This is a genomic window from Pseudomonas crudilactis (genome assembly GCF_013433315.1).
GTDB classification, from domain to species: Bacteria; Pseudomonadota; Gammaproteobacteria; order Pseudomonadales; family Pseudomonadaceae; genus Aquipseudomonas; species Aquipseudomonas crudilactis.
Genome location: NZ_WXVV01000018.1, coordinates 127906 through 141022, shown reverse-complemented (window position 1 = coordinate 141022; position 13117 = coordinate 127906). Strand labels below are relative to the sequence as shown.

The window sequence follows — 13117 nt, the reverse complement described above, 5'->3', positions numbered from 1 at the left end:
CGGAGATTGATCAAATAATGAACGCTCCCTTGCCAGGCCACGCGGCCAGCAACCCGATCGCCCGCAGCGACGCGTTGCTGGCGGTCGATCATGTCAGCCTCGAATATCGCACGCCGCAACGCGTGGTGCGCGCCACTCACCAGGTCAGTTTCGAAATCGATCCGGCCGATCGCTACGTGCTGCTCGGGCCGTCCGGTTGCGGCAAATCCACCTTGCTCAAAGCGGTGGCCGGGTTCATTCAACCGTGCGAAGGCGAGATCCGTCTGCAAGGCCAGCGCGTCGACGCGCCGGGTCCGGACCGCATCGTAGTGTTTCAGGAATTCGATCAACTGCCGCCGTGGAAAACCGTCAAACAGAACGTGATGTTTCCGCTGCTGGCCTCACGCACCCTGAAGAAAAAAGAAGCCGAAGAGCGTGCGCTGCACTATCTGGAAAAGGTCGGCCTCGCGGCGTTCGCCGATGCTTATCCGCACACTTTGTCCGGCGGCATGAAGGCGCGCGTGGCGATTGCCCGGGCGCTGGCGATGCAACCGAAAATCCTGCTGATGGACGAACCATTCGCCGCACTCGATGCGCTGACTAGACGCAAGATGCAGGAAGAATTGCTGCTGCTCTGGGATGAGGTGCGCTTCACTCTGCTGTTTGTCACTCACTCGATTGAAGAGGCGCTGGTGGTCGGCAATCGCATCCTTTTGCTGTCGCCACATCCGGGGCGGGTGCGCGCTGAAGTGCACAGCCATCAATACGATTTGCACAGCTTGGGTGGCGTGGCGTTCCAGGAATCGGCGCGGCGCATTCATCGTCTGCTGTTCGATGAAGGCCAGTCGCCGGAAACCGAGCGCGACCACAACTTCAACGACATTCGTATTGCCTATTGAGCGGCCAGGAGGACTACCCGATGAGCCATTCATCATCTGTGCGTGAAGAATTCGAAGTTGTGCTGGAGCCGCTGACTGAAGTGCCGGTCGAGCGTGAACTGACGCTCGGCACGCGGCTGTGGCAACAGGGCTGGCTGCGTAAGGGCCTGATCCTGATTGTGCTGGCGGTGCTGTGGGAAGTGGTCGCGCGGATCCAGAACAATGACCTGATGCTGCCGAGTTTCCTGCAGACCAGTCACGCGCTGTTCGAGGGTCTGCTCAGTGGTGAGCTGCTGGCCAAGGTGTGGATATCGTTGGTGGTGCTGATCAAGGGGTATCTGATCGGCATTGTGCTGGCGTTTGCCCTGACCACGTTGGCGGTGTCGACGCAGTTGGGTCGCGATCTGCTGAGCACGATGACCTCGATGTTCAACCCGTTGCCGGCGATTGCCCTGCTGCCGTTGGCGCTGCTGTGGTTTGGCCTGGGGCAGAACAGCCTGATTTTTGTGCTGGTGCATTCGGTGTTGTGGGCGCTGGCGCTGAACACCTATGCGGGGTTTCTCGGGGTTTCCGAGACGCTGCGTATGGCTGGACGCAACTATGGTTTGAAGGGCTTGCGGCTGGTGCTGTTCATCCTGATCCCGGCGGCGCTGCCGTCGATTCTGGCCGGGCTGAAGATTGGCTGGGCGTTTGCCTGGCGCACGTTGATCGCCGCTGAATTGGTGTTTGGCGCGACCAGTGGCAAGGGCGGGCTGGGCTGGTACATCTTTCAGAATCGTAATGAGCTGTACACCGACAAGGTGTTTGCCGGGTTGGCGGTGGTGATTCTGATCGGGTTGCTGGTGGAGAATCTGGTGTTCGATACGCTGGAGCGGGTGACCGTTAAGCGCTGGGGGATGCAGCGGTAACTCTGTGGCGTTGCGTCTGGCCCCTTCGCGAGCAAGCTCGCTCCCACAGGAGAATGCATTCCAAATGTGGGAGCGAGCTTGCTCGCGAAAGCGTCAGTAGGATCAACGCCTACTCTGAAAGATGTTTGCTAGCATTGCGCCCAGATCAATCCTGATCGGCCAAGAGTGCTCAGCATGCAACTCCCGGACATGAACCTTCTGGTCGCCCTCGACGCCTTGCTCGACGAGGGCAGTGTGGTCGGCGCTGCACGGCGGATGAACCTCAGTCCGGCCGCCATGAGCCGCACCCTGACGCGGATCCGCGAAGCCATTGGTGATCCGATTCTGGTGCGCGCCGGCCGAGGCCTGGTGCCAACGCCCAAGGCGCTGGAGTTGCGCGAGCAAGTTCGCGATGTGGTCGAGCAGGCCGCGCTGCTGTTCCGCTCCGCTGACACCGTGGTACTGGGCACACTGCGCCGGCGCTTCAGCATCCGCGCCAATGACTTCTTCATCGGTGTCTACGGCGGCAAGCTGTTCGACACCCTCGATCAACTGGCGCCGCACTGCGAGTTGCGCTTCGTTCCGGAAGGCGATGGCGATGATGAAGCGCTGCGCGAGGGGCGCATCGATCTGAGTGTCAGCAACACTCGGCCGGTCACCCCTGAGGTCAAAGTGCAGAACCTGTTCTCAACGCACTTCGTGGGACTGGTGCGCGAAGATCATCCATTGCTCGACGGTGAAATCACCGCCGAGCGCTACGCCGGGTTTTCCCATATCAGCATGTCGCGACGCGGCATCGCGCGCGGCCCGATCGATACGGCGCTGAATGCGCTAGGCCTGGAGCGGCGCGTGGCGGTGATCGCGCCGAGTTTCCATGCGGCGATGTTTGCGCTGCCCGATTCCGACCTGATCCTGCCAGTGCCCAAGGAAGCGCTGCTCAGTGTGCGCCGACTGGGTCTGAAACTGCGCTCATTCGACCTGCCAATCCCGTTGCCGACGCTGATGCTGACCCAGGCCTGGCACCCGCGCTTCGACAAGGATCCGGCGCATCGCTGGCTGCGCGAAACCCTCAAGGCCTGTTGCGACGAAACCTGGCTGGCTGCACAACCCTAAGATCAAAAAGATCGCAGCCTTCGGCAGCTCCTACATTGGAATGCATATCCCTGTAGGAGCTGCCGAAGGCTGCGATCTTTTGCTTTAATGATTGCGTCTGGCGCACTTATAACCTGCCAATAAGTCAATTTTCGTCATTGCCAAGCCCGACTAAGATGCTCCGGTATTTTTCCCTACGGAGTGAGTATTCATGACATCCCTGACGGCGGCAGCGCCCATCGCTGCGGCCAGCCCGGCGACGGCGGCCACGCCACCGGTGTTCGGGGCGCGGATCATCATTGGCCTGGTCGGCGTGCTGCTGGCGGTGCTGGTGTCGGGCCTCAACGAGATGGTCACCAAGGTGGCCCTGGCCGACATCCGTGGCGGGTTGCACATCGGTTACGACGAAGGCACCTGGCTGGTCGCCAGCTACACCGCCACCTCGGTCGCGGCCATGGCCTTCGCGCCGTGGTGTTCGGTGACCTTCTCGCTGCGCCGCTTCACCCTTTGCGCAATCAGCCTGTTCACCTTGCTTGGCGTGCTGTGCCCGTTTGCACCGACCTACGAAAGTCTGCTGCTGATGCGCACTTTGCAGGGGCTGGCCGGCGGTGCGCTGCCACCGATGCTGATGACCGTCGCCCTGCGTTTTCTGCCCGCCAATATCAAACTCTATGGCTTGGCCGGCTACGCACTGACGGCGACATTCGGCCCCGGCCTCGGCACGCCGCTGGCCGGTTTGTGGACGGAATACGTCGGCTGGCAGTGGACGTTCTGGCAAATCATCGTGCCTTGTCTGATCGCCATGGCGATGGTCGCGTGGGGTATTCCGCAGGATCCGCTGCGTCTGGAACGCCTCAAATCGTTCAACTGGAAAGGCCTGCTGCTGGGGTTTCCGGCGATCTGCATGCTGGTGATCGGCCTGTTGCAGGGCAATCGACTGGACTGGTTCGAGTCGAGCCTGATCTGTGGATTGCTCGGTGCCGGCTCGCTGCTGCTGGTGGCGTTTCTGATCAATGAATGGTCGCAGCCGATTCCGTTTTTCAAACTGCAGATGCTCGGTATCCGCAACCTGTCGTTCGCCTTGATGACCCTGGCCGGTGTGCTGATAGTTCTGCAGGCGGTGGTGTTGATTCCGTCGAGTTATCTGGCGCAGGTGCAGGGTTATCGGCCGGCGCAGACCGCACCGATCATGCTGATCGCCGCATTGCCTCAACTGATTGCGCTGCCATTGGTGGCAGCGTTGTGCAACCTGCGCTGGGTCGATTGCCGCTGGGTGCTTGGCATGGGTTTGAGCATGTTGACGCTGTCCTGCCTGGGCGGATCGCTGCTGACTTCGGAATGGATTCGCGACAATTTCTACGTCCTGCAATGGCTGCAGATCTTCGGTCAGCCGATGTCGGTGTTGCCGCTGTTGATGTTGTCCACCGGCAGCATCCAGCCGCAGGACGGGCCGTTCGCCTCCGCGTGGTTCAACACGGTGAAAGGCTTGGCGGCCGTGGTCGCTACCGGGGTGATTGAGACGCTGACCACCGCGCGCCTGCATTTCCACTCAACCATGCTGGTCGACAGCCTCGGTAACTCGCCGCTGGCCGATCGCAGCGATCCGGGCCTTGCCCATCGCCTGCACGAACAGGCTGTGGTGCTGACCTCTTCCGATCTTTACGTGTGCATGGCCGGCGTCGCGGTGGCGCTGATCCTGCTGATTTTCTGGCTGCCGACGCGGATCTATCCGCCGCGCGCGCCGACCTGATTGCTGCACTGAACAATGAAGGTTTTATGACGACTCAAGCAAAGCAAAAACTCGCGGTGGCCATAGCCGCCGCTCTGGCGGTCGGCGTGCTGGTGTATCTGGCGCTGCCCGGCTTGTTTGGCAAGCGCACCCAGCAAAATACCAACGATGCATTCGTCTTCGCCGACTACACCCTGGTGGTGCCGCGCGTGGCCGGTTTCATCAAAGAGGTATTGGTAGAGGACAACCAGCAAGTAAAAGCCGGGCAATTGCTAGCGCTGATTGATGATCGCGATTTGCGTGCTTCTGCCGAAGCGGCGGATGCGCAAACGCTGGTGGCGCGAGCGCAGTTGCAGAACGCCAAGGCGACGCTGGAGCGCCAGACGTCGGTGATCGCTCAGGCGCAAGCTTCGGTGGTTTCGGCCAAGGCTGAAATGGCCTTCGCCCAGCAAGAACTGAATCGCTACAACCATTTGGCCGGCGTCGGTGCCGGCACGGTGCAGAACGCGCAACAGGCGCGCACTCGCATCGATCAAGCCACTGCGCATCTCGATACCGCCACCGCGAAGCTGGCGGCAGAGCGCAAACAAGTCGATATCCTCACCGCTCAACGTGACGCCGCCGAAGGCAGTCTGAAACACGCACAAGCGGCACTGGAAATCGCCAGTTTTGAACTCTCCTACACGCGTATCACCGCCCCGCAGGACGGCATGATCGGCGAGCGCGCCGTGCGCGTCGGCGCCTACGTAACGCCGGGCAGCAAGCTGCTGGCGGTGGTGCCGCTGAAACAGGCCTACGTGGTGGCGAATTTTCAGGAGACGCAACTGACTGACGTGCAGCCGGGTCAGGAAGTGCAGGTGCGTGTCGACAGCCTCGGCGGCGAGGCGTTGAGTGGTCGCGTCGAAAGTATTGCCCCGGCGACCGGTGTGACTTTTGCGGCGGTGAAACCGGACAACGCCACCGGCAACTTCACCAAGGTGGTGCAGCGGATTCCGGTGAAAATCATGCTGGAGCCGGGTCAGGCGCTGGCCGAACGGTTGCGCGTGGGAATGTCGGTGGAGGCGAGTATCGATACGCGCAGTTCGGCGACGTCGGTGCGTGAGGTGACTCAGCGATGAGCCGTGTTGAATCGACTGGCGCCTTCGCGAGCAAGCTCGCTCCCACAAAGGCAACGCATTCCAAAATGTGGGAGCGAGCCTGCTCGCGAAGAGGCCTGTGGCAGCAAATCAGTTTGAGTACCTTGCTCGCAGTGAGCCTCACCGCTTGCACAGTAGGCCCTGATTTCCAGAAGCCCGAAGCCACACAAATCGCCGACTGGGCCAAACCCGCCAAATCCGCCCCCAGCAAAGCCGTCAGCGAGCCCCTGAACGAACGCTGGTGGGAAGTCTTCCACGACGCGCAACTGTCAGCGCTGACCCAGCGCGCTGTGCGCAGTAACCTCGACCTGCAACTGGCCAGCAGCCGTCTGCAACAAAGCCGCGCCGCTCGCCAGGTCATCACCGCTGACCGCTATCCAAACACTGCGGCCACCGGCAGCTACGGGCGCGAACGCAACAGCGGCAAAGGCCTGAGCGACCCGTCCGGACACAACGGCGATTCCGCCTTCAACTTGTGGGACGCCGGTTTCTCCGCTTCATGGGAACTGGATTTCTGGGGCCGCGTGCGCCGCGAAACCGAAGCTGCCGACGCCAACCTCGAAGTCGCCGAAAACGACCGTCGCGGGGTGCTGCTGGCGGTGCTCGCCGACACCGCACAAAACTACATTCAACTGCGCGGCGTGCAGAACACCCGCGCCGTCACCGAGCAGAACCTCGACGTCGCGCGGCACAGCCTGAAACTCTCGCAACTGCGTCTGGCCGACGGGGTGGCGACTGATCTCGATGTCGCTGAAGCCGCTGCGCAAGTCGCTGCGATTGAGTCGCGCTTGCCGGCGCTGGAACAACGTCAATCGCAGTTGATCAACGCGATCAGCCTGTTGATGGGCGAACCACCACAAGCCTTGGCCAAGGAGTTATCCACCGACGCCGCCGTGCCGCAGTCCCCTCTGCAGGTTGCCATCGGCCTGCCGTCGCAACTGGCTGAACGCCGCCCGGACATCCGGCAGGCCGAAGCGCGTCTGCACGCCGCCACCGCCAACATCGGCGTGGCCAAGGGCGATTTCTATCCGCGCATCACCCTGTCCGGCAACCTCGGCTCACAAGCCATGCAACTCAGCGATTTCGGCTCGTGGGGCTCGCGGGCCTTCGGCATCGGCCCACAATTCAGCCTGCCGCTGTTCGACGGCGGACGCCTGCGCGGTGTGCTGCAACTGCGTGAAGCGCAGCAGCAGGAAGCGGCCGTCGCCTACCAGCAAACCGTACTGCGCGCATGGCACGAAATCGACGATCAACTGACTGCCTACAACGCCAGCCAGCGCCGCCGCGACAGCCTCGCCGAAGCCGTCCGCCAGAACCAGATCGCCCTGCGCACCGCGCAACAGCAATACGTCGAAGGTGTGGTCGATTTCATCAACGTCCTCACCGTGCAAGGCGCGCTGCTGGCGACGCAGGAGCAGTGGGTGGAGAGTTCGACCGGTGTTTCGTTGGCGATGGTTGGCTTGTACAAGGCGTTGGGCGGGGGATGGGAGTCGGTGTATCCGGCAGAAGTACCTACCAATAATCCGGTTTGAACGCTGGTTTTTTGTGCGTGGCTACTCGGCCTGGAAACTGATTAATGAGCAATTCTTCCTCTGTGATCACGCGGCGCAGCCAGTGAGAGTGATCTTTCAGAGAGCCCGGGGTGGGCCGATTCAAACCTGCCCTGTGAGGAAGAATGACGCCGATGGTTAGGTGAGGAAAGTCCGCGCGTATTGCTCTCAATGCGGGGGTGATATCAGTGTCACTTGAAACCAGTACGAGTTGTTCGACGCGATCTTGCGTTGCGAACATTGCCTGCTGGCAGGCAGTGCGATACATGCTGATCGCGATATGAACGTCGGTTTCCTTTTCTTCAAGCTTCCAGATGTCGACCTTGTCCTGACGTGAGGCCTTGGTGTTTTTGTCGATGAATCGAGGCGCTTTAGCCTGTTCAAGGTGATGTCGACCAAAATGCACCCTGACATTGGTCGTGCGCAGTGCCCTTATATAAGTGTCTTGTGCCTCTTTTGAAATCCGGCCCAATGTCGCGAGCTCGGGTTTGATTGAGGAGGTGAAATAGTCAATCGAGACAACGGCGTTCTGCGGGTTTTCGATGTGTGCGACATGAATCAGCAAACCTTCGAGATTGAGCCATTTATAGGGGGTGCCAGCGAGCAGCCCATAAAACAAGTTGTAGCCATCGACAAAGAAAGCAGTTCGCACAAATCATTCCTCAGAAACGAAAAAACCGGCCTAGGCCGGTTTCTTCACCCCAACTGCCAGCGAACTGAATCGCTACGTACGGGGTTGAGTAAGGCAATCCTAGATTGAGCGCGTCATGCAGGTCAACCACCAAATAATTGCACGCTCACTCCGCTGGTTTAGCCCCAGCACCGGCTTGTCAGTTTTGGTTGCTGGTATCCGCCACGGTCAAGCCATTTAAGGGCTTGTGTGTCAGAGGTTGTTGCAGAGAGAGGTAAATTCGCCTCGCGCCTATTTGCATAGGTAGTCTGTCTATCGCCGTTTTCGCAGTGAGCAATCAGTAGTATCCCCAACTCGCGTAGGACGCCGGAATTTGCCTACGTCTTTTAAACGGTCATAGAGCGGCTTTCTCTTTTGAAACATTACATTTCCGAAGAGTGATGGCCTTTCGCTTGACGCTAACCCCCGCTGTCGTAGACTCCGCACATCCGTCAGGGAGTAGCGGTTATGCAGCGTTTTCGCGGTTGGGTTGTCGGATTGACCTTAGTAACGTGTGCAGTTCAGGCGCAAACGCCCGGGCCAGACGATCCGCTGCTGGATAATCCGGCGTCGGGAGCGGCCAATGCGAGCAGTGAGGCGCGGGGGGTGTTGCGGGCGCGCGATCAGGCGACGCTGGCCAGTGAGCTTTCCGGGCGGATTGTCGAGTTGCCGTTCAGCGAGGGCGAGTCGTTCAAGAAGGGTGATACGTTGGCCCGTTTCGATTGCTCGGCCTATCAAGCGCAACTGAATGCCGCGCAGGCGGCCAGCCGTGGTGCTGGTGAGGAGCTGGCGCACAACAAACAGTTGGCTGCACTCAACTCTGTCGGGCGTTTCGAAGTGGCGCGGGCCGAGGCCAAGGTCAGCGAAACCCAGGCGCAATCCCAGGTGTATCAAGTGCAGGTCAAGCGCTGCAGCGTGGTCGCGCCGTTCGACGGGCAAGTGGTCGAGCGCAAGGTGCAGCGCTATGAAAGCGTGTCGGCCGGCGCGCCGCTGCTCGATGTGGTGGATAACCGCACTCTGGAAATTCATTTGCTGGTGCCGTCGCGCTGGATGGCCAGACTCAAGCCCGGCCAGACGTTCAGCTTCGTTCCCGATGAAACCGGTCAGCCGATCGATGCTACGGTGAAACGCCTCGGCGCGCGCATTGATGAGGGCAGTCAGACCCTGTTGCTCGTAGCAACACTCCCTGAAGCCAAAGGCCTGCTCGCCGGCATGAGCGGCACCGCGCGTTTCCCGGAGCTTAAGTGAACGCCCCGGTGAGCGGCGGCGCCGAGCAGGTGTTCGCGCGCTTTCTTGACCTGGAACGCCAGACCCGCGCGGCCCGTGACGCCGCGCAACTGGCCTACAGCCTGGTCAATGACGGCCAGTCGTTGTTTGGCTTTCGTCATGCCGCGTTGTTGATCGCCGGCAAGGTGCAAGCCGTGACCGGCGTCAGTGCGGTCGAGCCGAATGCGCCGTTCGTGGCGTTCGTCGAGCAGGCCGTGGCGCAGTTGTTCAAGCAGGATGTGCTGAAGCAGGCGCGAGTGATTGCGCCGCAGTTGTTCAGCGAATCGATCCAGGCTGACTGGCGCAGCCTGTCCGCCACGCAAGTGTTCTGGTTGCCGCTGGTTGATCGCGATGCGCAGGTATTTGGCGGTTTGTGGCTGGCCCGCGATGTGCCGTGGAACCCTTCCGAACAAGTTTTGCTGTCGCAATTGGGCGATACCTACAGCCACGCCTGGCTGGCGCTGCAACCACGCAAACCGTGGCGGCTGCGCTGGACCCGTAAACGTCAGGTGGCACTGGTCACGGTGCTATTACTGGGGCTGTTGATCCCGGTGCGTCAATCGGTGCTGGCCCCGGCCGAAGTGGTGCCACTGGGCGGGCGCGTGGTGGCGGCGCCGCTGGACGGGGTGATCGCCGAGTTTCTGGTCAAACCCAATCAAACGGTGAAAACCGGCGATGTACTGGTGCGTTTCGAAAGCACCACGCTCAAGGCGCAGGCCGACGTTGCCGAGCGTGCGTTGGGTGTGGCGGAAGCTGAGCTGAAATCCAACTCCCAGCGCTCGTTCGCCGATGCCGAATCGAGTGCAAAAGTCGATTTGCTCGCCGCCCGCGTTGAACAGAAACGCGCCGAACGTGACTACGCCCGCGAGCTGCTCAAGCGCAGCGAAGTGCGCGCCGAGCGCGACGGCATTGCGGTGTTCGCCGACGCCGAGCGTTTGACCGGCAAACCGGTACAGACCGGTGAGCGCCTGATGGACATCGCCGACCCGAACCAGGCCGAACTGCGTATCGAACTGGCGGTGGGCGATGCGATCTCCCTTGAGTCCGGCGCCGAAGTCGCGCTGTTTCTCGACAGCGACCCATTGAAGCGTCATCTCGCCACGTTGGAGCGCTCGGCGTACGAGGCGCAGCCCACCGCGGGTGGACAGCTGGCTTATCGGCTCGACGCCAACTTCGCTGACGCCCCCCCGCGCATCGGCCTGCGTGGCACAGCGAAAATCTTCGGCGACCGCGCGCCGCTGGCGTTGTACCTGCTGCGCCGGCCACTGGCCGGTTTGCGCCAGAGCGTGGGCCTCTAGATGAATCTGCCGAGCCTGCGTGCCGACCTGCAATTGTCGCCCGCGGCGCCGGCCCTGGACGGTTCGCCGCGCTGGACCCTGGCCGATCCGGTGCGCGGGCGTTATTTCAAACTCGGCAGTGCGGCGATGCGCCTGCTGCGCCACTGGTCGCTGGGCGACGCCGAACGAGTCTTGCATGCGGCCAATCGTGAGCCGGGCTTGCCGCTGGACGGTACGGAGCTTGAGCAGTTGCTGGAGTTTCTCCGTGGCCACGATTTGATCAGCGCGCTCGACGATCAACAGCGCGCCAGTTATCGACTCAAGGCCTTGGCGCAAAAGCAAAGTCTGTGGCAAATCCTCCTGCATCAATATCTGTTTTTCCGCATACCGCTGTGGCGCCCGGACGCGTTTCTCAATCGGGCCTGGCCGTGGCTTGCGCGCTTCGGCCCGCGTCTGCTGCGCTATGGATTACCGGCGACGCTGGCGCTGGGCGTGTTTCTGGTCTCGCGCGATTGGCAGCGCTTTGTCGGCACCTTTCCGCACCTGTTCAGCCTCGGCGGCGCGTTGGCGTTTGGCGTGGCGCTGTTCTTTGCCAAGCTCTGTCACGAGTTTGGCCACGCGTTCATGGCCAAGCGCGCGGGGTGTCGGGTGCAGAGCATGGGCGTGGCGTTCATGGTTTTGCTGCCGATGTTTTATACCGATGTCAGTGATGCCTGGCGGGTCAATGATCGCCGTGCGCGATTGCTGATCGGTGCCGGCGGTGTGCTCGCGGAATTGCTGTTGGCGTGTATTGCGCTACTCGCATGGTCGTTGCTGCCGGACGGCCCGGGACGCACGGCGGCGTTCATGCTCGCCAGCGCCACGTGGATCACAACGCTGGTGGTCAACCTCAATCCGTTCATGCGCTTTGATGGTTATTTTCTGATCAGCGATTTCTGGGAAGTCGACAACTTGCAGGGCCGCGCATTTGCTCTGTGTCGCTGGCGCCTGCGCGAGTTTTTGTTTGGCTATGGCGCACCGGCGCCGGAGCCGTGGTCGCCGAAGATGCAACGGCGTTTGCTGATCTGGGGGTATGGCTCATGGTTGTGGCGTGCGGCGTTGTTTTTCGGGATCGCGCTGGCGGTCTATCACCTGTTCTTCAAGGTGTTGGGGATCTTCCTGATGCTGGTGGAACTGGTCTGGTTCATTTTTCTGCCGATCATGCGTGAGTGGCGCCAGTGGTGGAGCCGCCGCGAACAGGCGCACGGCCCGCGCGTGTTGCTCAGTGGGTTGGCGCTGCTCGGGTTGTTGCTGGTGCTGATCGTGCCGTGGCGCAGTTCGGTGGAGTTGCCGACGATGCTCGAAGCCGGGCGCACCAGTGCTCTGCATGCACCGACGGCGGCGCGGGTCAAAGCGGTGAACGTGACGGACGGGCAGAAAGTCGCTCAGGGCGATGTGCTGATTGAACTGGAATCACCGGACCTCGAATCGCGACTGGCGATCGTGCGTCGGGAAATCCAGATTCAGCAGTTGTTGATGCGCCGCCAGGCCAGTCGCAGCGAAACCGCTGCCGACGCCGGCATTGTCGAGCAGCGGCTGGCAGAAGCGGTCGCCGAATACCGTGGGCTGTCGGCACAACGCGAGCGCCTTTTGCTGCGCGCACCGCAGGCCGGCAGCGTGCGTGATCTGCTGCCGAACATGACAGTCGGGCGCTGGCTGTCGACCCGCGATGCGCTGGCCCGAGTGGTCGAGGACGGCGCGCGCCTGCGCGGTTATCTCGCCGAAGCCGAATTGTGGCGAGTCAAACCCGGCGCCAGCGGCCGCTTCATCGCCGATGACCCGATGCACCCGGCGCTCGCCGTGCAGTTGAATGAAATCGACACCAACGGCGTAGCCTACGTCGATCAGGAGGCGCTGACCTCCGATCACCACGGGCCGATTGCCGTGCGCCGCGATCAACAGCAGCGGGCAGAGCCGGTGCAGGCGCAATACGGCGCACGACTCAGCGTGCTCGACACAGCGCCGACACCGGTACAACCGTTGCGCGGCGTGGTGGTGTTGCAGGGCAGCGGTGAGTCACTGATCGGCGTCGCCTGGCGCCGAATGGCGGCGCTGGGGGTCAGGGAAAGCGGTTTCTAACGGAGAGCACGATGGCGGACAACGCAGCAGTGGCGGCAGAAGGATTAGTGGTGCGGCCTTCGCGGGCAAGCGACGGGCCGTTTTTGCAGGGCCTGTATCAGACGGCGCGGCCGGACCTGCAATGGATCGACGGCGAGCAGGAACAGGTGCAGCAACTGGTCGCCCAGCAGTTCCAGGTGCAGGAGCAGGGCATGGGCGACAACTACCCCAACGCCATGCACTACGTGGTGGAAAAACTCGGCACCGCGATTGGCGCGTTGAGCACCGATTTCGGCACCAACGAGATTCGCGTGTTGTATCTGGCGTTCATTCCGCAGGCACGCGGCCAGGGTTATGGCCGCGCCGTGCTGCAAGGGGTACAGAAAGCGGCGCAACAGATTCGTTGCCCGGTGGCGACGGTGGTCTGGACCAGCAATCCCCATGCGCGACGGCACTACCTCGCGCTCGGGTTTGCGGTTGAAGAACGCAACCCGGCGGCGGAGCGACTGGTCTGGTATCCCGCTTGAATCCGCAGCGAACCCTGTAGGCGAAGGCC

Annotated in this window: 11 protein-coding genes; 10 read left to right on the top strand and 1 reads right to left on the bottom strand. The window is 61.7% G+C overall.

Going from position 1 to position 13117, the window contains the following annotated elements:
* The first annotated feature begins 17 nt into the window (after positions 1-17).
* The 6 genes from GTU76_RS20080 (at position 18) to GTU76_RS20055 (ending at position 7233) form a co-directional block, all read left to right on the top strand.
* A complete protein-coding gene (locus GTU76_RS20080; RefSeq protein WP_180699414.1) occupies positions 18-878 on the top strand; it encodes an ABC transporter ATP-binding protein in 861 nt (286 codons plus the stop codon).
* A 20-nt stretch (positions 879-898) separates the two neighbouring features.
* Complete coding sequence (locus tag GTU76_RS20075; RefSeq protein WP_175552817.1) at positions 899-1765, top strand: ABC transporter permease; 867 nt, start codon at positions 899-901, stop codon at positions 1763-1765.
* A gap of 174 nt (positions 1766-1939) precedes the next feature.
* Positions 1940-2857: a LysR family transcriptional regulator gene (locus GTU76_RS20070; RefSeq protein WP_180699413.1), complete on the top strand. Its 918-nt coding sequence runs from the start codon at positions 1940-1942 to the stop codon at positions 2855-2857.
* A gap of 190 nt (positions 2858-3047) precedes the next feature.
* Positions 3048-4586: an MFS transporter gene (locus GTU76_RS20065; protein ID WP_180699412.1), complete on the top strand. Its 1539-nt coding sequence runs from the start codon at positions 3048-3050 to the stop codon at positions 4584-4586.
* Between the two features lie 26 nt (positions 4587-4612).
* A complete protein-coding gene (locus tag GTU76_RS20060) occupies positions 4613-5683 on the top strand; it encodes an HlyD family secretion protein (RefSeq protein ID WP_180699411.1) in 1071 nt (356 codons plus the stop codon).
* Positions 5680-7233: an efflux transporter outer membrane subunit gene (locus GTU76_RS20055; RefSeq protein ID WP_180699410.1), complete on the top strand. Its 1554-nt coding sequence runs from the start codon at positions 5680-5682 to the stop codon at positions 7231-7233. Before GTU76_RS20060 ends, GTU76_RS20055 begins: the two co-directional genes overlap by 4 nt.
* Here the strand turns inward: GTU76_RS20055 and GTU76_RS20050 are convergent.
* Positions 7214-7903, bottom strand: coding sequence for an NYN domain-containing protein (locus tag GTU76_RS20050; protein WP_016985563.1), 690 nt, complete (start codon positions 7901-7903; stop codon positions 7214-7216). The genes GTU76_RS20055 and GTU76_RS20050 overlap by 20 nt on opposite strands.
* Before the next feature lie 486 nt (positions 7904-8389).
* Here GTU76_RS20050 and GTU76_RS20045 point away from each other — a divergent pair, with 486 nt between their 5' ends.
* Genes GTU76_RS20045 through GTU76_RS20030 form a run of 4 tightly spaced genes read left to right on the top strand, consistent with a single transcriptional unit; the run spans position 8390 to position 13088 of the window.
* Complete coding sequence (locus GTU76_RS20045) at positions 8390-9169, top strand: efflux RND transporter periplasmic adaptor subunit (protein WP_175552823.1); 780 nt, start codon at positions 8390-8392, stop codon at positions 9167-9169.
* Complete coding sequence (locus GTU76_RS20040) at positions 9166-10485, top strand: efflux RND transporter periplasmic adaptor subunit (RefSeq protein WP_180699409.1); 1320 nt, start codon at positions 9166-9168, stop codon at positions 10483-10485. Before GTU76_RS20045 ends, GTU76_RS20040 begins: the two co-directional genes overlap by 4 nt.
* Positions 10486-12582, top strand: a complete 2097-nt coding sequence (locus GTU76_RS20035) for a site-2 protease family protein (protein ID WP_180699408.1) — start codon at positions 10486-10488, stop codon at positions 12580-12582.
* A gap of 11 nt (positions 12583-12593) precedes the next feature.
* Positions 12594-13088 carry a GNAT family N-acetyltransferase gene (locus GTU76_RS20030; RefSeq protein ID WP_180699407.1) on the top strand — a complete coding sequence of 165 codons (495 nt, stop codon included), beginning with the start codon at positions 12594-12596 and terminating at the stop codon, positions 13086-13088.
* Positions 13089-13117: the final 29 nt, after the last annotated feature.

Bases quoted from the DNA above. Each gene is read 5' to 3' on its own strand.
- GTU76_RS20080 (WP_180699414.1), top strand. From the start codon at position 18: ATGAACGCTCCCTTGCCAGGCCACGCGGCCAGCAACCCGATCGCCCGC.
- GTU76_RS20075 (WP_175552817.1), top strand. From the start codon at position 899: ATGAGCCATTCATCATCTGTGCGTGAAGAATTCGAAGTTGTGCTGGAG.
- GTU76_RS20070 (WP_180699413.1), top strand. From the start codon at position 1,940: ATGCAACTCCCGGACATGAACCTTCTGGTCGCCCTCGACGCCTTGCTC.
- GTU76_RS20065 (WP_180699412.1), top strand. From the start codon at position 3,048: ATGACATCCCTGACGGCGGCAGCGCCCATCGCTGCGGCCAGCCCGGCG.
- GTU76_RS20060 (WP_180699411.1), top strand. From the start codon at position 4,613: ATGACGACTCAAGCAAAGCAAAAACTCGCGGTGGCCATAGCCGCCGCT.
- GTU76_RS20055 (WP_180699410.1), top strand. From the start codon at position 5,680: ATGAGCCGTGTTGAATCGACTGGCGCCTTCGCGAGCAAGCTCGCTCCC.
- GTU76_RS20045 (WP_175552823.1), top strand. From the start codon at position 8,390: ATGCAGCGTTTTCGCGGTTGGGTTGTCGGATTGACCTTAGTAACGTGT.
- GTU76_RS20035 (WP_180699408.1), top strand. From the start codon at position 10,486: ATGAATCTGCCGAGCCTGCGTGCCGACCTGCAATTGTCGCCCGCGGCG.
- GTU76_RS20030 (WP_180699407.1), top strand. From the start codon at position 12,594: ATGGCGGACAACGCAGCAGTGGCGGCAGAAGGATTAGTGGTGCGGCCT.